This window comes from Methanocalculus sp. MC3, from assembly GCF_054767395.1.
The window spans coordinates 248046-267926 of record NZ_BAABMP010000005.1; the positions used below are offsets into that span (position 1 = coordinate 248046).

Consider the following 19881-nt stretch of genomic DNA (forward strand, 5'->3'; position numbering starts at 1 on the left):
TACCCATATTGTTTGAGTGTCCGGGTTTATACTACTTACCCCAGAACGGATTCTCCTTCCTCCTGATCATTGCATACTCAGAGAGGGCTTCCTGGGAACTGATATTAATATGAGAGAGCATCTCGGTCTCAAGCACCTTCACATGCCGCTCAGGGATCTGGACATAGAGCGTATCCCCGACATTGATCTGCCTGCCAACCGTCGGGCCATCTATTGAGACGGCGATCTCCATCCCTTCTTTCGCCTCGGTGACAGTTTCCCCTTTATCCTGCATCATCTTGATCGACCCGACAGTGCGGCCGTCAGGTGCCATCAGGTCAACCTTCGGCCTGAGAAGTCCGGCGAGAATCCGTACCCCGACAACAGCAGGCCCGCTCTGCCTGAAGACACAGTTGGGGAGGAGCTGGAACTTTGCAGGCATGACCACCGCTTCAAACTGCTGGGCCTTCTGGCGCCTGATCTGCTCATCGCGCCATTCAGTATAATCATCAATAACCCGGTAGATGATATCCCCGGAGAAGACGACGATATCTGAATACCGGCTATCTTTCAGCATCTCGGAGACATCGGGAAGGATATCGGTATTGAAGCAGAGGATCACCTTATGGAGAGGATCGCGCATCGTCTCAAGCTCGATGATATCATGCCTGCTGACAGGACCCACATCGGCACGCATGATCTCGATCTCCTTTGCCTCCAGTTCTTTTGAGAGCGCCTCCAGCGCCCCGATCGTATCGGCTTTGATACTGATCCCAATGCCCGAGAGGGAGATGTTTGCATCCTGCATCTCGGCATCGATTGCATCGATCACCTCCTGCCGGTTTCCTTTGACTGCCCTGAGGGGCGATCCCGAGATCACGTCATCAAGATTTGGGGCAGAGAGCTTGATTCCGGCTGCCGCGGTCACGGACTTCACCCGTTCGAACCGATCCTCGATTAAGATCTCCTTCATCGGCCTCGGTTTTAGGAGTGAGCGGATCTTTGTGACGATACACCCGTTTGATCCGGCAACAGCAATCTCATCGCCGACCGAGAGGGTACCATCATAGAGGATCAGGTCAAGGGTCATCCCAAGGCCCCGCTCCTCCTTCACTTCAAGCACAGTTCCCTGTCCGGGACCCTCAGCAGTGATCCTGAGCGACTCGGTAAGGTACCGCTGGGCAAGGCCGATCATCACCATCAGGAGATCCGGCACACCCTCGCCGGTGATCCCCGAAGACGGGACAATGGCAATATTGCGTGCAAAATCCCTGACGCGATCGTAGCGTTCCGAATTAAACCCGAGATCCGAGAGTGTGCCAACAAGCTCATAAAGGCGGGTCTCAAGGATACCCTGCACCCTTTCATTCTGTTTGGCAAATGTCTTCTGGAAGGGTTCGTTTGGATGAACCCGCCATCCGGGGATCCGATCCACCTTCGTTGCCGCAATGACAAACGGAGTCTTGCAGTTTTTCAGGATCTGGAGGGCTTCCTGGGTCTGCTGCTTGAACCCCTCATTGATATCAATAACAAGGATGGCAATCTCCGCTAGTGCGCCGCCCCGTGCCCTGAGGGTGGTGAAGGCACGGTGGCCGGGAGTGTCGATGAAGAGGAGACCGGGGATATTGATCTCGGTTGCAGCCGAAACCCCGCTCATCTCGCGTATTGATTCAATAGGTATCAGTGTTGCCCCGATATGCTGGGTGATGGCTCCGGCTTCCGAGTCAACAACCTGGGAGCCCCGGATCTTATCCAGAAGCGATGTCTTGCCGTGGTCGACATGGCCGAGTACACAGACGATCGGTGTTCTGATATTCTTCTTTGCCATTTCTCCATCTCCCTCCGAAAAGCCGTTATATACCGGATAACCCCGAAAAGTGATAGTCTATAACGCATTCGGAGTATTAATATTCTTTTGAGAGTCCTTTATGAATCTGGTATGAGAGACTGGCTGGGGGCAATCCGTTAGGTTAAATAATGTTTACCATCAATTATAATGAGCATTTATGCTAGGGTAGGGTAGCTGGACATCCTATAGGACTGTGGATCCTTTGACCCGGGTTCGAGTCCCGGCCCTGGCCTGAATCACCTTTTTGACACAATTCATCTGTTTCAGGATTCCCTCTTTCTGTATTATATGCAAAAGGTACAGATCTGTCACACATCGCCGCCCCCTCTCGCCCTGACCGTTATCTATAAGAGCCCATGCGCTCTTTCATCGCTAAGAGATGACGAAGGTGCATCTCACCAGTCTGGAGTGGATTAAATTGTCTGATAAAACAAAAAAGCCAAAACCGCAGCTTGTAGGTGAAAAGATTGAAACCTGTGAGATGGATCGGGCAAAGATGTCGCTCATGAACCCAAAAGTGATTCACGAGAAGGTGGAGGAGCGGTCGATCGATGAGCTGGCCAAGAAGACCATTGAGCACTGCCTGAAAGAAGGTATAGAGACCGTATGGGACAGGAGCGAGATGCAGGAGCCGCAGTGCAAATGGTGTTCAACCGGCCTCTCCTGCAGCAGGTGTACGATGGGGCCGTGCCGGATCATCCCCGAACGGAACCGCGTGCGGGGCGTCTGCGGAGCAGATGCAGATCTGATCGTCGCCCGGAATCTGCTTGATATGCTCACAACTGGTGCAGCCGCCCATTCCGATCATGGGAGGGAAATTGCAGAAACGCTATTGCTTGTAGGTAAAGGAGAAGGCAGCGGCTATACTATTAAGGACACTGAAAAGCTGTTTGCCATTGCAGAAGAGTACAATATCCCGACTGACCGTGCGGCAATCGAGGTGGCCCACGATCTTGCTCTTGCTTTCCTTGAGGAGTTCGGGACGATCAAAGGTGAATTAGAACTCTGCCGCCGTGCCCCGGATGCCACATACGCCATCTGGGAGCAGGCAGGGATCCTGCCGCGTGGCATTGACCGGGAGATCGTTGAGGCGATGCACCGCGTCCACATGGGTGTCGGGGCACACTACGCCAACATGCTCCTCCATGGTCTGAGAACCGCACTTGGAGACGGCTGGGGCGGATCGATGATCGGGACAGAGGTATCCGACATCCTCTTCGGTACACCGACACCTGTTGAGTCGATGATGAACCTCGGCGTCATCAAGGAGGATCAGGTCAATATCACGCTCCATGGCCATAACCCGATGTTATCGGAGATGATCGTTGAAGCTGCGGAGAGCGAGGCAATGCAGGCCATGGCAAAGAAGAACGGGGCAACCGGCATCAACCTCATCGGCCTCTGCTGTACCGGCAATGAACTGCTGATGCGGCGCGGCATCCCGATGGCAGGGAACCACTTCAACCAGGAGCTTGTGATCGCAACAGGTGCGCTTGATGCGATGATCGTGGATTACCAGTGTATCTTCCCATCACTCCCACGAACCGCAAGCTGCTTCCATACAAAGATCATCTCAACAAGCCCAAAAGCAAAGATACCCGGATCCTATTATGTCGGATTCTCGCCAGAGAATGCCATTGAAGCCGCCGAAATAATCGTCAGGACAGCGGTTGAGAACTTTAAAAACAGGATTCCTGAGAGGATCTTCATACCGGGAAAACCCGTTGCAGTGACTGCAGGCTTCTCGGTGGAAGCGATTACAAAGGCACTCGGCGGAACGCTCCAGCCGCTTGTCGATGCGATCGCAAGCGGGAAGATCAGAGGTGCGGTGGGGATTGTAGGATGCAATAACCCAAAGATCAAGCATGACTATGGCCATGTAACCCTTGCAAAGGAGCTGATCAAGCATGATATCCTCTGTGTCGAAACCGGGTGTGCCGCTGTTGCATCAGGAAAAGCAGGCCTCCTCACACCCGATGCATGCTTCCTCGCAGGGGACGGCCTGAAAGGGATCTGCAAAGCAGTCGGCATACCGCCGGTGCTCCACATGGGCTCCTGCGTAGACTGCTCACGAATCCTTGTCCTTCTGGCAGCTCTTGCAAACAATCTCGGCGTTGGTATCCACCAGCTCCCGGTCGCGGGTGCGGCACCAGAATGGTATTCGCAGAAGGCGGTATCCATAGGATCATACTTTGTTGCATCGGGTGTCTACACCGTGCTTGGACCGATGCCGAATATCAGCGGAAGCCCCGCTGTTATCGATCTCCTGACCAACGGACTTGAAGGCGTGGTGAATGCGAAGTTTGCAGTCGAGCCCGATCCATTGAAGGCAGCAGAACTGATCATCACGCATATTGAAGAGAAGAGGAAGGCGCTTGGCATCTGAGATGAAACAGCCGGCTCAGCTGAGAAGACGGAGAATACAGGGGCCTTTATCCGGTCTCCGGGTGATCGTCACCGGAAAAGGTGGTGTCGGGAAGACCACCTTCACCGCCCTCCTTGCAGGTGAATTAAGACGAAGAGGCCTCTCAGTGCTTGCGATCGATTCCGATCCACAGGAAGATCTCGCGTATTCACTGGGATTCTCTTCCGCTGAGATTGTACCGGTAACAAAGAACAGGGCTTATCTTGAGGAGAAGGTCGGATCCGGAGGGATCATTAATCTCAACCCCGATCTCTCGGATATCGTCACCCGCTGTGGTACCAGAAGAGCAGACGGAATAGGCCTCCTCGTCATGGGAACTGTGGACTCTGCCGGTGGCGGCTGCCTCTGCCCTGAGAATACCATCATCAGGAGTATCGCGAGGCAGGTTCGCGTAAAGGATGGTGAGGCGATCCTGATGGACACCCCGGCCGGACTTGAGCATTTCGGACGTGGGCTTGGCAGGGGCTTTTCGCACCTGATCGCAGTATCCGAGCCAACCGAACAGGCACTCAGAACTGCATGCAGGACCGCCGAACTCGCAGGCGAACTTGGCATTCAAAACCGGTTCCTTGTCATCAACAAAATTCGGAATGAAGATGAGTTCCAGAGATCCCGTGAGATTCTCGGAGATACAGACCTTTTTGCAGAGGTTTTCCGGCTTCCGTATGATGAAAGGCTCCCGGGACAGAAAGAACTGACAGAACTCACAGCCGGAGAGGATAGTCCGCTCACAGAAGCAATCGCAGGGATCGCCACCCTGCTGATGAAAAAAGAGAGGGAATGATTATTCAGACAAGCGTTGCCGAGATGATCTTCACTTCCGGCTTTGGACGATCATTGGCACCGGTCTTCGTCTTGCCGATGGCATTGACAACCTGAATTCCATCTACAACCTGCCCGAATACCGGGTGCTTTGAATCGAGGTAGGTGTTGTCAACCAGGTTGATGAAGAACTGGCTGCCGCCGGTGTTTGGTCCGGCGTTTGCCATTGCAATCGTCCCGCGGAGATTCTTCCTCTTTGGCGAGAACTCATCTTTGATGGTGTATCCGGGTCCGCCGGTACCTGTGCCTTTTGGATCGCCGCCCTGGATCATGAATCCGGCAATCACACGGTGAAAGACGATCCCGTCATAAAAACCCTTCTTCACAAGGCTTGCAAAGTTCCCGGCTGTCACCGGCATGTCATCAAAGAGCTCGATGGTGATATCCCCCATCGTCGTCTTCAGGAGAACCTTCTGTCCACTCTGTACATCAGTCATGTATACTGGGTATGCGATTGTTATCGATAATGCTTCTCAAGAGTACCCATACCCTTTTTTATGGCTCAGGACAAGTGGAGCGTGTATGGTGCGATCGATCCGGATAGTCACCGCCTTTGATGAAGAAGCGGTCGGGAAGAGGATATGATCCGGGCTCTCCTCCTCTCACTCATTCTCCTCGCCGGGGTATGCGGGATCACAGCAGCACTTGAGGAAGAGAGCCTTGAGGAGTTCTTCACCGCACATCTGGCAGAAGATCTCCGGGATCCGGATATATCCGGTGCGGTTATTGCAGTTGTCGCTGATGAAGAGATAGTCGCTCTCCTCGGATACGGATTCGCAGATGCTGACGGGAGCTATCCGCTCGATCCTGAGGATACACTCCTTCCGATCGGTTCAGTCACAAAACTCTTCACCTGGGAGGCGGCACTCCGGCTGGCAGATCAGGGATTGCTCGATCTCGATTCGGATCTCAATCTGTTCCTGCCGGGACCAGTGATCCCGGAGACCTATGCCGAACCAATAACGCTCAATCACCTGATGACCCATACATCCGGCCTGGATGAAGTGGCAGTCGGTATCTTCACACAGAATCCTCTCGAGATACTCCCCGCATTTGAAACCTATACAAAAACGCAGCCGGTGCGGGTTCGTGAACCGGGCAGGATCGCCTCATACTCGAATATCGGCGCTCTCCTCGCCGGAGCGGTGATCGGGGAGGCGAGCGGCACCTCCTACCAGGAATATATCGAGCGGGAGATTCTCACCCCAATCGGGATGGAGGCAACAACAGTACGTGAACCCCTCCCGGATCATCTCTCAGCCAGATCCCCCGGTACAGTCCTCACCGAAGGCATCCCTATCTACTCACGGTATCCCCCGGCCGGTGGTATGCATACGACTGCGCATGATATGGGGCTCTATATGATCCATGCACTGGAAGCAGGAGAAGACGCCCATCCCCGGATCTTCTCCCATGACGAACGGCTTTCAGGGATCACCCGTGGAGGCTTTTTTGAGCGCTCCCATGGAGAGAGACGGGTTCTCTGGCATGCCGGGGATGTTCCCGGAACCTCCGCCCTTCTTGCCCTTGTCCCTGAAGAGAATCTCGGGATCTTTATCTGCTATACAGGAGCAGGAGGATCGGCTGAGCGGTTTCTGCTTCTGCATACCTTCCTCGACACATATCTCCGTGCAGAGGAAGAAGAGCCCTTTCCATACCGGGAGGAATCAACAAGGGCCTATGCAGGAACATACATCTCATCACGTGCTCCTGTAGCCGGATTTGAAAGGATACTGCTCATAATCGGACGGGAGCAGCTGTCGATACAGGTTCATTCGGATGGTGACAGGATAAGGATCGGAGATTCTGTATTTCAGGAGGTGGAGCCGGGCTATTTTGTAGGGGTGAATACCTATGAAAAGCTTGTCTTCGCAGAAACAGAAGGTGAAAACTGGATGTTTATGGACAGCATCCCTTCGATTGGCTGGAAGCGGGCAGGCTGGCCTTGGGATCCGCACCTTAACTATCTCCTCCTCCTCTTCTTTGCAGGAGTCTTCCTCTCCGGGGCAGTCATCGGTGGAAAACGGGCAATTGAAACGACCGATCCATTTCAGAAGCAGGGATACATCCTGATCGCCCTTGTTTCAGGAACGGCGATCCTCTTCATGCTCCTCTTCTTTGGCACTATCAGGATAGTCGGCATACTCTTTGGTCTCCCGCCCGGATTTGGTGCGATACGCTGCATACCGGCTGCCACTCTGGTGCTGACGTCATGCCTGATCCTCCATATTATCCGGAACAGGCAGAAGAGAGAGATTGATGGGGTGTTCATCGGAGCTGTGGCAATCCTGTTCCTTGTATGGCTCTATTCCTGGAACCTGCTGCTCCCGGTTTAGGAGCGGATCAGGCGCCGCCCCTTCTCAGTCAGGAGAAAACGCATGGGCAGCTCCTTAGAACTACACTTGCACCCGCTGCAACATGCGCAGAGCGGGGATGGTTCTCCGGGGGTGCATGCGATATCCCCGGCGATATAGCCCATATGCTCCATCATCCTGAGCCGTTCACGGAGCTGATCAAGAGAGATGCCAAGATCGGCAGCAAGCAGGGGGACTGCAACCCCTCCTTCTGCAAGTTTCAAAAGAATATCCTTAAACATTTAATCCCTCAGGAGTCCGGCAGAGAACTCCCTGCCCCATACAATAAACCCGAAGAGGGCAATGACTGCAAGGTAGAGCTGCGGTACAATCGCTTCCCGAATCATTTCAAAGGTGATCTCCTCGCCTTCAAAGATGGCGAGTGTGGCAAACCCAGCACCAGTCGAGAGGAGCCAGATCAACCCAAAGACGAGAGCAAGGGCGATCCCGACATGCAGGTATGCAACACCCTCATGGATGCCTTTTGAGAGCTCACGGTATCCGAAGATAAGGGTGAGCCCGATGATGATTGAAATAAAGCCCATCGCCGGATCACCTGAGATCCCAAGGAGTGCGAAGAGTTCTATCTCCGGAGATATCAGGGCGATGAACGCAGCCAATCCGGTAGTGAGATACAGGAGTCCAAGGAACCCTGCAAACAACTGTTTCCTGTATTCCGACATCGTTTATACACCTCCGAGGAAGTATCCGGCGAGATGGAAGGTGACAAACGCCAATATCCATGCCACCACCAGTCCATACAGAACCGAGAACCCGGCCCAGCGCCAGGATCCGGTCTCTTTTTTAATAACCGCGAGTGTTGCCAGACAGGGCATATACAGGAGCACAAAGACCATCACAGCAAGGGCTCCTGCCATCGAGAGGGCGGGATCTGCAAGCAGTGCGTCAGAGAGGGCGGCTGATCCCTCGTCTGCCCCATAGAGGACACCGAGCGAACTGACAACGATCTCCTTGGCAATGAAGCCGAAGAGGAGTGCAACGGCGATCTTCCAGTCAAGGCCAAGCGGTGCAACGAGCGGTTCAAGTACATGCCCGATCATCCCGGCGAAACTCTCCTCGCTTCCATACCCGACACCGGCGGGATATGAAGCAAGGAACCAGACGATTAACGAGCCTATAAGGATGATCCCTCCGGCTTTCCTCAGGTAGGTCGATCCCTTCTCCCACATATTCAGCATCGCGTTCTTAAAGGTCGGAATCCGGTACGGGGGCATCTCCATGATGAATGGTGACGATTCACCCGGAAGGACTGTGCTCCTGAAGAGTTTTGCCGAGAGGATCGCTACAAGGATACCCAGGGCATAAAGGCCGAAGATCACATTCCCTGCATCCCTTCCGAAGAAAACCCCTGCAAAGAGGATATACACCGGAAGCCGGGCACCACAGGAGATGAACGGATTTACGAGGATGGTGATGAGCCTGTCACGATCATCCTCGATCGTCCGGGTCGACATGATCGCCGGGACATTGCATCCAAAGCCCATCAGCATCGGGATGAATGACTTGCCCGGCAACCCTATCGCATACATCAGCCGATCCATAATGAAGGCGGCACGGGCAAGATACCCGCTCCCTTCAAGGATCGAGAGGATCAGGAAGAGGATGAAGATATTGGGAACAAAGACGAGGACACCGCCGACCCCGCCGATCACACCGTCTCCAAGGAGCGATGCCAGCCATTCATTTCCAATTGAGCCTGCCACAACTTCACCAAGCCAGCCGAAGACATACTCGATTCCTGCCATAAACGGCTCGGCAACCGCGAAGGTGAGCTGGAATGCCCCCCACATCAGGGCGAGGAAGATCGGAATGCCGAGGTACTTGTTGGTGACGACACGATCGATCATATCCGATCCGGTCATCTTCCTTACGCAGACTGTGCATGCCTGCGGGAGGATCGCACCTATTGCCTCATACCGCTTATCAGCGAGAAGTGCTTCATATTCATCAAGATCAATCTGCTGAAGTCTTGCCTGCACGGCTTCTGCAACATTGCTTTTTCCAATCAATGCCAGGACAGCAGAATCCCCTTCGATTGCCCGGACAGCAAGCCACCGGAGCGGATATCCGCCAGCCAGAGCCGGATCGTCGTCAAGAATCCTGACAAGATCCGAGATATGGGCTTCAGCATCATCTCCATACCCTATGGTATGGGTATGCTTCTCACCTTTTGCAGCGACTGCGGCGATCGTTTCAAGAAGCTCATCAAGCCCCCTGCCGCTTGTTCCAACCGTCCTGACAACCGGCATTGCAAGCAGTTCGGAGAGGCGTTTCTCATCGATGGTATCGCCCCGTCCCTCCGCCACATCAACCATATTCAGGGCGATGATCACCGGCCGGCCAAGTTCGGCAAGCTGCATCGTCAGGTAGAGGTTCCGTTCAAGATTTGAAGCATCCACCACCTGGACAACAACATCCGGGCGATCCTGAGTGATGAAATTCCGGGCAATCACCTCATCTGCCGAGTATGCGGTGAGGCTGTAGGTGCCGGGGAGATCGGTCACTTCAATTGAAGTGCCTGCATGCTCGCATCTCCCCATCTTCTTCTCGACAGTGACACCGGGCCAGTTCCCGACATGCTGGCGGGCGCCGGTTAAGGTATTGAAGACGGTCGTCTTTCCGACATTCGGGTTTCCGGTTAAGGCAACCGAGATCGTCTTCTTCATTGGGCTGCCACCTCCGGTGCAATCAGGACTTTCATTGCCATCCCGCGGGAGAGGGCATACCGGCAGCCGCAGACAGAGACGATGATCGATCCCCGGTCACGGGTGACAACCGTAACTGTCGCCTCAGGTACAAGGCCGAGTGCATAGAGGCGAAGGCGAAGACCCTGGCCTGCATGGACGGCCGTAATCTTCCCGGCAGTTCCGGGAGAGAGAAGAGAGAGAGGGCAGGATGCCATTCTCACTCCACCTCCATCACAACTTCGATGCAGGCGGCATCCCCTTTCCGGATGGAGAGGTTATAGCCTTTGACCCGGAACTCAACCGGATCGCCGAGAGGGGCAACCCGGATCGACTCGATGATGGCACCCGGAATGATGCCCATCTCTAACAGCCGCTTCCTGAGATGCCCCTTCGCTTTGACACTCACAATCCGTGCCTTATCTCCGGATATAACAGTGTCAAGGGTAACTGGAGAGTGATCTGGTGAACTCATTACCAGTCTGTTCTGTTGTTTGGTAGGGATAACCCAGAGTCGAAGAAGATTCGAAAAGAGAGGAGAATACAGAAAAGTATTCGGTTTTCATAGGAAAACCGAAGATCCTGATTACACACTACAGGCGGTTTGCCAGCACCGGAAGCGCCGCCCCGATCCGCGGATCATGGATGCGTTCTCCTTCTATTCCGAGAGCCTCCCAGATGACCGCCTCAACCACAAGATAGACACGGCAGTCTGTCCTGAGGCAGCCGCAGACTGCATCACGGCCCCGTCCGGCAGCTGCGTGGAGATGGAGAGAGGGGCCGCCCTCACCCGGATAGATGGTGGCGGTGCCGAGGCACTCCCAGCCGCCCTCGATCTGCTCCTTATGCGGCACCGGGGGGATCACCGCCTCCTCAGGGCCGGTTACCAGCCCGGCAGAATGGAGCGCTCCAAGAAAGGAGATGACTCCGTGGCTGATCTGCTTCTCCTGAATAAATGAACTGACCGATTCGATCAGATCCTCGCCATCATCAAAGCGGAGGAAGAAGACCCGGCCAACTGTGCCTTCCGAATACTGCATACAGAGTAGTGTGCATCTGATCGTGGTTATGGTTTGGGATTTTTGGATCAATAGAGGTAAGAACCTCAGGATCAGTACCTCATCATAATGAATACTGGTCATGAGATCCACCCGCTTGGCGCAACCGAGATCGCTGTTCGTATCGGTGAGATCGAGGTGAATACCGGGGATTTGTCTCCCTTCCAGAAAGTGCTCCTTGGAACGGACGGGTCGGTCACCCATCTCCTGTCGCTTGCAACCGAGTCGAATGTGGGTGTGAAGACCCGGCTTCAGGAGGTCCTCCCTGCTGATCATGAGGTTGCAGACCTGCTTGACATCTGTCCGGATGACCCGGTGAACCACCGGATTGTCGATCTCGGTATTGGTGAGGAGGGGCGGCCGCTCATCTATGCCATCTCATACACCCCGATCAACCGGCTTGCTCCTGAGATGAGAACTGATATGATGAAGGCCGATATTCCGATCGGAATCATCCTCAAAAAACATAAAATAGAATCCCGCCGCGAGATCCTGACGATCGATTCATATCCGGCAGATGAGCATCTCGCCGGAATATTCGGCATTCTTCCTGGTGAGCCACTCTTTGCCCGGAGGTACAGGATCATCCACAAAGATGAGCCCCTCATGGTGATCACCGAGATCTTTTCGTCAGGCACATTCTCAGATACAAAGCGGGTCATCGTGGATACCCCATCCCGCCTTCATATCGGATTGATCGACCTAAACGGGAGCATCGGCCGCGTTGACGGAGGGGTCGGGATCACCCTTGACCGGCCGCATCTCCTCATTGAGGCGCGTGCTGCCGGCCGGATTTCGGTGCATGGAGGGGATGAGGAGAGCAGGCGGCGTGCGGCGGAGGCAGCAGCTGCTGTGATCGAACACTTCGGGCTCACCGGCGGTGCCACAATCATCCTCCATACCCTCCTCCCCCGCCACTCGGGGCTTGGGAGCGGAACACAGATTGCACTTGCAGCAGGAAAAGCAGTGGCAGAGCTCTTCGGAAGAGAGGCAACAGCACTGGATCTCGCCCGGATCACCGGCCGTGGAGGGACATCCGGCATTGGAACGGCCGCTTTTGATGACGGGGGAATCATCATCGACGGGGGGCACCGGTTCGGACCGGATCAGGAGAAAACAGTTTTTAAGCCTTCATCTGCCTCACGCGGGGTAGCACCGGCACCGGTCATATTCCGGCATCCATTCCCCGAAGACTGGGGAATCCTGCTGGTCACGCCGGAGACAGAGCCCGGCGCCTCGGAGGATGCCGAGGTGGATATCTTCTCTGAATACTGCCCGGTGCCTCTTGCCGAAGTGCAGGAGATCTGCCATCTCGTGATGATGCAGATGCTTCCCTCTGTTGTCGAAGGTGATATCAGGCGCTTTGGGGCGGCGGTGAGCCGGATGCAGGAGATCGGTTTCAAGCGGGTGGAGGCATCACTTCAGCCGGAGAACCTCCGGAACCTCCCCGCCCTGCTCTGTGAGGCAGGGGCATACGGGGCGGGCCTCTCATCATTTGGGCCGACCGTCTATGCGATCATCGACAGGGGCGACAGACAGGTTGCGGAGGCCGCCCGCTGTGCACTTGAGGGAATTGGCGGCACGGTGGAGGAGGTCTCCGCGAGGAACAGTGGAGCGATTGTGAGGATGGGGTGAGACAGATGATCATCATCGGCCACCGGGGGGCCCGTGCCACCCGTCCTGAGAATACCATCACTGCCCTCAGGGAGGGGAGCAGGTGGGCAGACTATGTCGAGATAGATGTACGGATAAGCCGGGATGGTGTTTTGGTTGTAATCCACGATCCAACCCTTGAACGGACAACAGACGGATCCGGTTTTGTCCGGGATTATACCCTCGCTGAGCTGAAGGCACTGGATGCCGGGGAGGGCGAGCCGATCCCGACACTCGCAGAGGTGCTCGCCCTTGATCTTGGTGAATGCGGGCTTGTGATCGAACTGAAGGAGGGAGGTTATGAGGATCAGGTTGCCGCTCTTGTGAAAGAGGCAGGGCTTTCGAAGGTGCTTGTCGCCTCATTTGATGCAGACTGCCTCCGCCGGATCGCTCCCCTGCTCCCTGATGCCGGAATCGGGTACATCTTCCGGTCTCCCGGTGCTGATCCGGTCCGGGTGGCGGCATCGATCCCTGCATCATATATCCTTCTGCGGTTTATTGACACAACTCAGGAGCAAATAGATACAAGCCGGAGAGCCGGCCTCAAAACCTTTGCATGGACCCTCAATTCGGAAGAAGTGTTCGAAGAAGCCTCCAAAATCGGAGTTGACGGGATAGTAACAGATGATCCGCATTCAGCACGGACATTCTTCGGCTCATTGAGGAATGCAAGAGATACAGAACAGGCTTGATTGGATTCCAAGTTCCAACACCCCGGCAGCAAAAACAGATATCCGGGTGAGACAATAGAGAGCTATGCGAAAAGCGGTCTTGTCAGCAGGACTAATCCTTATCATGCTGCTTGCAGCATCCGGATGTACTGCTCCGGGGGAATCCGTAGAGAATGATCCGGTTCCAAAACTCCAGACGATTACTGCAAGTGAGGCGATCCTCCTGACCGGATTAGATCCCACACTTACAATCATCGATCTCAGAAGAGCTGATGAGTATGCTGCCGGACATATCCCGGGCGCAGTGAATATCGATATCTCCTCATCATTTGCTGAGGAGGCGGGGAGGCTCGATCGGGATGGATCATATCTCATCTACTGTGCAGCAGGCGGAAAGAGCAGTTCTGCACTCCGGATGATGGGAGATCTTGGTTTCACCGAGGTCTATAATCTTGGAGGAGGGATCTCCGCCTGGCAGAGGGCCGGAGGATCCATTGCCAGGTGAAGAGGAGGATCATTTCATTCTAAGCAGATCTGAGAAGATAGCCAGATACCGTGAGGCGGTCAACCCGATGTTTACCGGATCAAGCCTTGCCGCCTCTTTCATTGAGGTTTCTGCCTCCTGTATCTGCCCAAGAGTTTGAAGGGTGATACTTCGATAGAACCAGGTATTTGCATTTTCAGGGTTATACTTAAGGGCGGTTTCAAAGGATTCAAGCGCTTCAATATACCGGTGAGAGTCCATCAGAGCCCGTCCATGAAAATGCCAGGCATACCCGCTCTCTGGATCGAGTGAGAGACTTTGCTCAAAAAGAGGGAGGGCTTCTTCTGGCCGCCCCAGCTCCACCAGCGCCGCACCCATGATATTCTGGAAATTCAGATCGCCCGGCCATCTCTTCCGACCCTCCTCTGCTGCCCTGAGCGCCTCATCGAACCGCCGGGCTTGTTTCAGTGAATCACACCAGAGAAGGAATTCTCTCTTTGAATTCCGTGGATCCTGATCGGTTTTAGGTGCAGAAACTGAAGAGATAACTGGTTTCTTCAGCCGTTCCCGTGCATTTCGAAGGGAAGGATGATCGGAATCGATCTCCTCTGCCTTCGCAAGTGAGGCTGCCGCCTCCTCCCCCCTGCCCATCTCATGCAGGAGGACACCACGGCTGATCCAGGCAGCGGCATCAAGCGGATGTATCGCGATTGAGCGGTCAAACGACTCGATCGCCTCCTGATCACGTTCGAGGCAGACGAGGGCAGCCGCACGCTTCATCCAGAATCCGGCATGATCCGGCCTCTTCTTCAGGATTTCATCATAGGTACGAAGAGCCTCTTCATATTTTCCGGTATTCAGGGCGATCTCTGCCCGTTCGATCTTTCTCTGAAGCACTTTTGGGTTGATATGTATACGCCTCCGCAGATCTCAGTTTTTACTGCCGCCTGATAATACTGATGATACCATATGTTCAATTCACACGAACATTCACCACGATACCACGCGGCGGGGCTGGCAGATGACGGGCAGAAGAAACTATTTGGAATCTGCCGTCATTGGAATCGTTGATACAAGACCAGAATGAGAATTAAAATAAAAGAGAATGATAGAGGAGATTACCATGAAACAGAAAAGCTGGAAAGAACGATCGGTTCTCGCCCTGATCCTGCTGATTGCGATCCTGGGAATACCCGCAACTGCTGCCGCCTCCATGCCGGGATCACTCCATTCGACAGCAAAAGGCGATAGCGTCTTCATTGAAGGGCATGCGTACGGAAGCCCGAGTGCGGGTGTTGCAGTCTGGATCTTCGGGCACAACTACTATCTCAGGGATACGCAGCAGGTCGAAACTGATGCAAGCTTCTCATACGAGCTCACAGGCACGCGGACAAATCAGATGGCATCGGGGCAGTATTTCGCCGTCGTCCAGCATCCTATGGCAAATAACCGGTTCGATGTGGTCGAGGATACAACCACGACTGCCGGAACAACCTATGTGCGGATGGTGGGGAGTGCGGGAGCACCGGGTGCCGGTGCCTTCATAGCAGAAGGGCCCGGCCGCCTCCAGGGATCCAATGCAGCAGAAGCCCTCATTCGACTTTTAGACAACCAGAATATCGACGATACCTACATGAGAACGACATTTCTCATGGAAGAACCCCGGATCGAAATTGACCCGATTAATACCATATACACCGCAGAGAGGTTTATGATCAGGGGAAGAACGAACCTGGCTGTTGGAAATGATCTCCTCGTCGAGGTCGTATCATCAGCATTTGGACACACCAGCAAGACAAAACCTGAGCCCTTCTCAGGAGCCTCCGGGATAGCAAAGGTGGTTCCGGGCGACGCCTTCTCACAGAGGTTCTTCTTTGAGGTCGACCCGGCTGCGTTCCTCCCTGATGAGTACACGGTGAAGGTTACGTCGCTGAAGACAGATCAGGCTGCCACCACAACCATCACCGTGCTCGATGGCATGCCACCCACTGAAGAGCCACCTACAGATCTGCCAGCACCAATACCAACCATGCCGGAACCGGAGACCCCCTCACCTGAGCCTGAGCCCGAAAAGAGCCCGCTCATCTATGCAACCATAGCGGCCCTCTTTGTAGTGGCGGTGTTTGCATGGAGGCGGGGGTGAAGGGAGATGAAGAGGAGTAAGGTGAGACCATTCATTTGATTACAGCAAAAACATAAAGGTTTTCAACAACCATTTAGCAAGTATCTTCAGTACCATAGAATACAAAGTCCGACAAATGGCGACCCAGATCACCACCAGTACCCGGACTGTTGTATGCAATCCCATGAGATGATGACAGTAAAGCCTTATATCCCCGATGAATTGCCCCCGGATACAATCAACTGGGAGAGCCATATCCCGCAGATAGCATCAGCAAACCGTGCCCTTGCCAGGTACGACGGCATTCTCAATGCGATCCCAAACCCCGAACTCCTCCTCTCCCCACTCCTGACACAGGAAGCAGTGATCTCGTCACGAATCGAGGGTACACAGGCATCGCTTAAGGATGTCATGAAGTTTGAGGCAAACCCAAAAGATCCGATCAGCGATGCAAGCCTTGCCGATATCCAGGAGATCATCAATTATCGGGAAGCACTTCGCACGGCGGTTGATGCCCTTAAATCCCAAAATCTGGATATACCACTTATCTGCAATCTGCACAGGATTCTCCTGACAGGCAGCCGCGGTATGAACCGTGAACCAGGATGCATCCGCTCAATCCAGAATTTTATCGGGCGGGATGCAGATATTGAGCATGCAATCTTTGTCCCACCTTCACCAGATTGTGTGTTAAAAGTGCTTGCAGACTGGGAGAGCTACCTGAACTATAAAGAGAGGGATGTTCTTGTCCAGTTATCAATACTCAAAGCACAATTTGAACTTATTCACCCGTTCTCCGATGGAAACGGACGAATAGGCCGAATGCTTGTCCCGCTGATCCTGTACAAAAAAGCACTGATAGGAAGCCCTATGTTCTACATCAGTGACTATCTTGAGAGGAACAGACCACTCTATTACGAACGGCTCCTTGCCATTTCACGGGATCGGGACTGGAACGGATGGATTGCATTCTTTCTCCATGCCATTGAGGAGCAGGCAGAAACCAACGGCAGGACAGCAAGGACCATTCTGGATCTCCATAATGAGATGAAACAGACAATTCCAGAGATAACACGATCGCAGTATGCCGTTGCCGCAATCGATGCCCTCTTCAGAACACCAATCTTCACCCCATCTGAATTTTACGACCAAACAGGGATCCCAAAGAAGACAGCGAATCGGATACTTCAACAACTCCGTGAACAGGAGATCATTACCATCCTGGCTGAAGGAAGCGGGCGTCGTGCTACAACCTATCTCTTCCCCCGGCTGATTGCCATCACAGAAGGAGACAGACTGTAGGAGAGGATGATAGTACTTACGATCACCGTACCTGCATATGTTACAGAACGAAACAGTTCTTATCCCGGACACCTTTTGCAGCCACCGGATCATCTCGAAAAACCAGGCCGCCGGGATATATTGTGGGTCATCTACGATCCACAAAGTCTTTTGCGGGACATGAAAAGAACAATGTGTCCCACAAATCAGATTGTGGGACACAGATGACATACAAACAACACGAACCCGTATTCATCAAAACCTCTAGAGATCAATATCCAGCCAGGCCAGATCGTCCTCAGGAAATGAGTTTTTCACAGGGCGTTTTGGGAGAGGGGAGAAGATATCCCCTCTCTTTATCCATAAAATGAAGAGATCCGGGATTGTCTAAACACAATGTACAGGGTACTAAGGAATACTCCTTACTCCTCACTGCTCATCCTTATGATACAGATCAAGAAAGATGAGCAGATCCTCCTTGGCATCATAGCAATATGATAGCCGGAATGGAGGAATATACACCTCCCGCGTATCTTTCCGGGCATACCTCATTGGTTTTCCAATCTCAGGATCCCCGATGATCCTGATAATCTGTTGCTTCAACCGTTGCTTTGTTCTGGAATCCCGTATCTTTTTAATCGTCTTTTCAAACGATACATCATATGCAACGGTTACCATGACTTCAGCTTATGAAGGAAGTCAACATCCTTTTCTCTGGTAAATTCTCCTTTCTCAAACTCCAGATAGGCTTTCTCTGTCCGCTCGGCGAACCTGAGATCATCTTCCAGTGCCGGTTCAAGATCATCAAGCGGCTTTAAGATAAAACGGCCTCCATCCCTGATGATGACGAGCTGTTCCCCCTCATCAAGATCTCTCCTCATCGATGCCGGGATGACGATCTGACCCTTTGAACTCATTCTGATAATTCCGATCTCCATATGCAATCAGTAAGATATATCTTACACACACATATATGAGCCTATGCATTCTGGATATGGAAACTGTTCACGAGCGTGTCGCCACATCCCCGAATCAGTTCAGGAGCATCGATGCAGTATTTCTGAAACAGGCGGCACATAAGCAGGAGCGAACTCACCACCCCCCAAAATCATCGAGTATAGTCGACAGTTTTTCCAGAAATCATCGACTATAATCGACGATTATTCACCATCAGCTTAAGGTCGTAATACCAGTACCTGAGGAGTGCCCAGAGTCAGCATCTCTCTCTTTCTTGGAAACGCAAAAAGGAAAACATGGATTCATCGTGATTCGAACACGAGATCTTTGCCATGTGAAGGCAATTCTTAAATAGCTCCGTTTTGGGAAATAAGACAAATTATGACGATTCGGATTTTTCAACCCCCTCGTGTGTAACCCCTAAATGTAAATGGGAAATAGTTTACTTTTGCAAAGGAGAAATAAATGGACCGCGACTCCGGCGCGGAGCGATCCGCGGTGAGGTATCCTATTTCCTGAGACCCGTATTTGTTTCCAGGTAGTTCATCGTCAAGGAAAGATCTTCCTTGACTACTTGGCGCTTCATTGAATCCACGTGCCCTCGAAAGACACGACTTCAATAAAAGATGAAGATGCAGGGATAATTTTCCGGCTTAGAGTTTCTCGATCAGTTCTACAGATTTAGGCACTTTACCCGTTTCCACCTTAATCGCATAATCATCAAAACTGCGTGCAGGTTTTGCTGCATCCTTTCTCTTCACGGAGATCAGATCGAATAATACGTGAGACGGAGCACAGCCGAGAGCCGATTCGTGTTTGAACACGAACAACTTTCTCGTTGCCATCTTACCGCGTGCTGCCGAGTGATCGTGTTCGAACAGATTGATCAAAGCTTCCCAGAGCAAAGAAAGATCTGTATCATTGAAACCGGTGACCTTCTGTGCAAGATTTGCAGAAATATACCCCTCAACACGGTAAAGAGCATATGGGACGATGTGTTTTCTTCCCATTTCATGCTCCTTCTTCTCTGCATCCTCTTTACTCGTCACCGCGACACGGGTGATCGTGATCTCCTGAGGCACGATCGGATCGATACTTCGGGCGAAATTGATTTGGACCGGACCCCTGACCTGTCCGCAGTTCACCTTTGTCGTCATGACCGCACCAAAAGCCCGGATATCGTAGAAGTTTTCACACATGAATCCCGTGATCTTTTTTGCATCCGCTTCATCTTTCGGCAGTTTCTTCTCTTCAGGTTTCATGTCATATTTCTTGTAGGCAAGCTCGTGCTGAGCATTCAAAACAGCTCCGTCGCGAACATAGATCTGGAAACCCGGTTCTTCCTCCTTGACCGTTGCCACGTAATCCCGGATCTTTCTCTTGATGCAAACATCCGTCACGATTCCGTAACTCGTCTCCGGGTCGATCCTGGGCATATTTCCTGCATCCGGATCGCCGTTCGGGTTACCGTTTTCCACATCAAACAACATTACAAATTCATATCTGTTTTCAATTGCCATT

General features: G+C 53.0%; 20 protein-coding genes and 1 tRNA gene. 9 read left to right on the top strand and 12 right to left on the bottom strand.

Going from position 1 to position 19881, the window contains the following annotated elements:
• Positions 1-31 precede the first annotated feature (31 nt).
• Positions 32-1807: a translation initiation factor IF-2 gene (gene infB / locus ACYUBO_RS10175; RefSeq protein WP_300329219.1), complete on the bottom strand. Its 1776-nt coding sequence runs from the start codon at positions 1805-1807 to the stop codon at positions 32-34.
• A gap of 180 nt (positions 1808-1987) precedes the next feature.
• On the opposite strand from infB, the gene ACYUBO_RS10180 reads away from it, so the two are divergent.
• The 3 genes from ACYUBO_RS10180 (at position 1988) to ACYUBO_RS10190 (ending at position 5037) form a co-directional block, all read left to right on the top strand.
• Positions 1988-2060, top strand: a tRNA-His gene (locus ACYUBO_RS10180).
• Positions 2061-2246: 186 nt separating this feature from the next.
• Entirely contained in the window at positions 2247-4214 is a 1968-nt protein-coding gene (gene cooS, locus ACYUBO_RS10185; RefSeq protein ID WP_460374095.1) for an anaerobic carbon-monoxide dehydrogenase catalytic subunit, read from the top strand.
• Positions 4204-5037: an ATP-binding protein gene (locus tag ACYUBO_RS10190; RefSeq protein WP_460374098.1), complete on the top strand. Its 834-nt coding sequence runs from the start codon at positions 4204-4206 to the stop codon at positions 5035-5037. The genes cooS and ACYUBO_RS10190 overlap by 11 nt, the downstream gene beginning before the upstream one ends.
• 4 nt (positions 5038-5041) lie before the next feature.
• Here the strand turns inward: ACYUBO_RS10190 and ACYUBO_RS10195 are convergent, their stop codons facing one another.
• Positions 5042-5512, bottom strand: coding sequence for a peptidylprolyl isomerase (locus ACYUBO_RS10195; protein ID WP_460374101.1), 471 nt, complete (start codon positions 5510-5512; stop codon positions 5042-5044).
• A 144-nt stretch (positions 5513-5656) separates the two neighbouring features.
• Between ACYUBO_RS10195 and ACYUBO_RS10200 the strand changes: the two genes are divergently transcribed.
• A complete protein-coding gene (locus ACYUBO_RS10200; RefSeq protein ID WP_460374103.1) occupies positions 5657-7411 on the top strand; it encodes a serine hydrolase domain-containing protein in 1755 nt (584 codons plus the stop codon).
• On the opposite strand, the gene ACYUBO_RS10205 is transcribed toward ACYUBO_RS10200, so the two are convergent.
• From ACYUBO_RS10205 to ACYUBO_RS10230, 6 genes are all read right to left on the bottom strand, one after another.
• Positions 7408-7671: a hypothetical protein gene (locus tag ACYUBO_RS10205; RefSeq protein WP_460374106.1), complete on the bottom strand. Its 264-nt coding sequence runs from the start codon at positions 7669-7671 to the stop codon at positions 7408-7410. The two genes, ACYUBO_RS10200 and ACYUBO_RS10205, sit on opposite strands and share 4 nt — an antisense overlap.
• Positions 7672-8112 carry a hypothetical protein gene (locus tag ACYUBO_RS10210; protein ID WP_300334579.1) on the bottom strand — a complete coding sequence of 147 codons (441 nt, stop codon included), beginning with the start codon at positions 8110-8112 and terminating at the stop codon, positions 7672-7674.
• Positions 8113-8115: 3 nt separating this feature from the next.
• Positions 8116-10116, bottom strand: coding sequence for a ferrous iron transport protein B (gene feoB / locus ACYUBO_RS10215; RefSeq protein ID WP_460374109.1), 2001 nt, complete (start codon positions 10114-10116; stop codon positions 8116-8118).
• Positions 10113-10352: a FeoA family protein gene (locus ACYUBO_RS10220; RefSeq protein ID WP_300334705.1), complete on the bottom strand. Its 240-nt coding sequence runs from the start codon at positions 10350-10352 to the stop codon at positions 10113-10115. Before ACYUBO_RS10220 ends, feoB begins: the two co-directional genes overlap by 4 nt.
• A gap of 2 nt (positions 10353-10354) precedes the next feature.
• Complete coding sequence (locus ACYUBO_RS10225; RefSeq protein ID WP_460374112.1) at positions 10355-10609, bottom strand: FeoA family protein; 255 nt, start codon at positions 10607-10609, stop codon at positions 10355-10357.
• Between the two features lie 118 nt (positions 10610-10727).
• Complete coding sequence (locus ACYUBO_RS10230) at positions 10728-11174, bottom strand: PPC domain-containing DNA-binding protein (protein WP_300334645.1); 447 nt, start codon at positions 11172-11174, stop codon at positions 10728-10730.
• An 87-nt stretch (positions 11175-11261) separates the two neighbouring features.
• Here ACYUBO_RS10230 and ACYUBO_RS10235 point away from each other — a divergent pair, with 87 nt between their 5' ends.
• From ACYUBO_RS10235 to ACYUBO_RS10245, 3 genes are all read left to right on the top strand, one after another.
• Positions 11262-12827 (top strand): beta-ribofuranosylaminobenzene 5'-phosphate synthase, encoded by a 1566-nt coding sequence (locus tag ACYUBO_RS10235; protein ID WP_460374114.1) that lies wholly within the window; start codon positions 11262-11264, stop codon positions 12825-12827.
• Between the two features lie 5 nt (positions 12828-12832).
• A complete protein-coding gene (locus ACYUBO_RS10240) occupies positions 12833-13537 on the top strand; it encodes a glycerophosphodiester phosphodiesterase (protein WP_460374116.1) in 705 nt (234 codons plus the stop codon).
• A 64-nt stretch (positions 13538-13601) separates the two neighbouring features.
• Positions 13602-14021 (top strand): rhodanese-like domain-containing protein, encoded by a 420-nt coding sequence (locus ACYUBO_RS10245; protein WP_460374118.1) that lies wholly within the window; start codon positions 13602-13604, stop codon positions 14019-14021.
• Between the two features lie 9 nt (positions 14022-14030).
• Here ACYUBO_RS10245 and ACYUBO_RS10250 read toward each other — a convergent pair whose 3' ends face one another.
• Positions 14031-14897 (bottom strand): tetratricopeptide repeat protein, encoded by an 867-nt coding sequence (locus tag ACYUBO_RS10250; RefSeq protein WP_460374120.1) that lies wholly within the window; start codon positions 14895-14897, stop codon positions 14031-14033.
• Positions 14898-15123: 226 nt separating this feature from the next.
• Here ACYUBO_RS10250 and ACYUBO_RS10255 point away from each other — a divergent pair, with 226 nt between their 5' ends.
• Positions 15124-16143, top strand: coding sequence for a hypothetical protein (locus ACYUBO_RS10255; protein ID WP_460374122.1), 1020 nt, complete (start codon positions 15124-15126; stop codon positions 16141-16143).
• 153 nt (positions 16144-16296) lie between these two features.
• Positions 16297-17424 carry a Fic family protein gene (locus ACYUBO_RS10260; RefSeq protein WP_460374124.1) on the top strand — a complete coding sequence of 376 codons (1128 nt, stop codon included), beginning with the start codon at positions 16297-16299 and terminating at the stop codon, positions 17422-17424.
• Between the two features lie 408 nt (positions 17425-17832).
• On the opposite strand, the gene ACYUBO_RS10265 is transcribed toward ACYUBO_RS10260, so the two are convergent.
• The 3 genes from ACYUBO_RS10265 to cas7c all read right to left on the bottom strand — a co-directional run bounded on the left by ACYUBO_RS10265 (position 17833) and on the right by cas7c (position 19880).
• A complete protein-coding gene (locus ACYUBO_RS10265) occupies positions 17833-18081 on the bottom strand; it encodes a type II toxin-antitoxin system RelE family toxin (protein ID WP_300330282.1) in 249 nt (82 codons plus the stop codon).
• The gene (locus ACYUBO_RS10270) at positions 18075-18341 is read right to left on the bottom strand and encodes an AbrB/MazE/SpoVT family DNA-binding domain-containing protein (protein ID WP_460374126.1); all 267 of its coding nucleotides are present in this window, start codon (positions 18339-18341) and stop codon (positions 18075-18077) included. Before ACYUBO_RS10270 ends, ACYUBO_RS10265 begins: the two co-directional genes overlap by 7 nt.
• A gap of 672 nt (positions 18342-19013) precedes the next feature.
• A complete protein-coding gene (gene cas7c / locus ACYUBO_RS10275; protein ID WP_460374129.1) occupies positions 19014-19880 on the bottom strand; it encodes a type I-C CRISPR-associated protein Cas7/Csd2 in 867 nt (288 codons plus the stop codon).
• Position 19881: the final 1 nt, after the last annotated feature.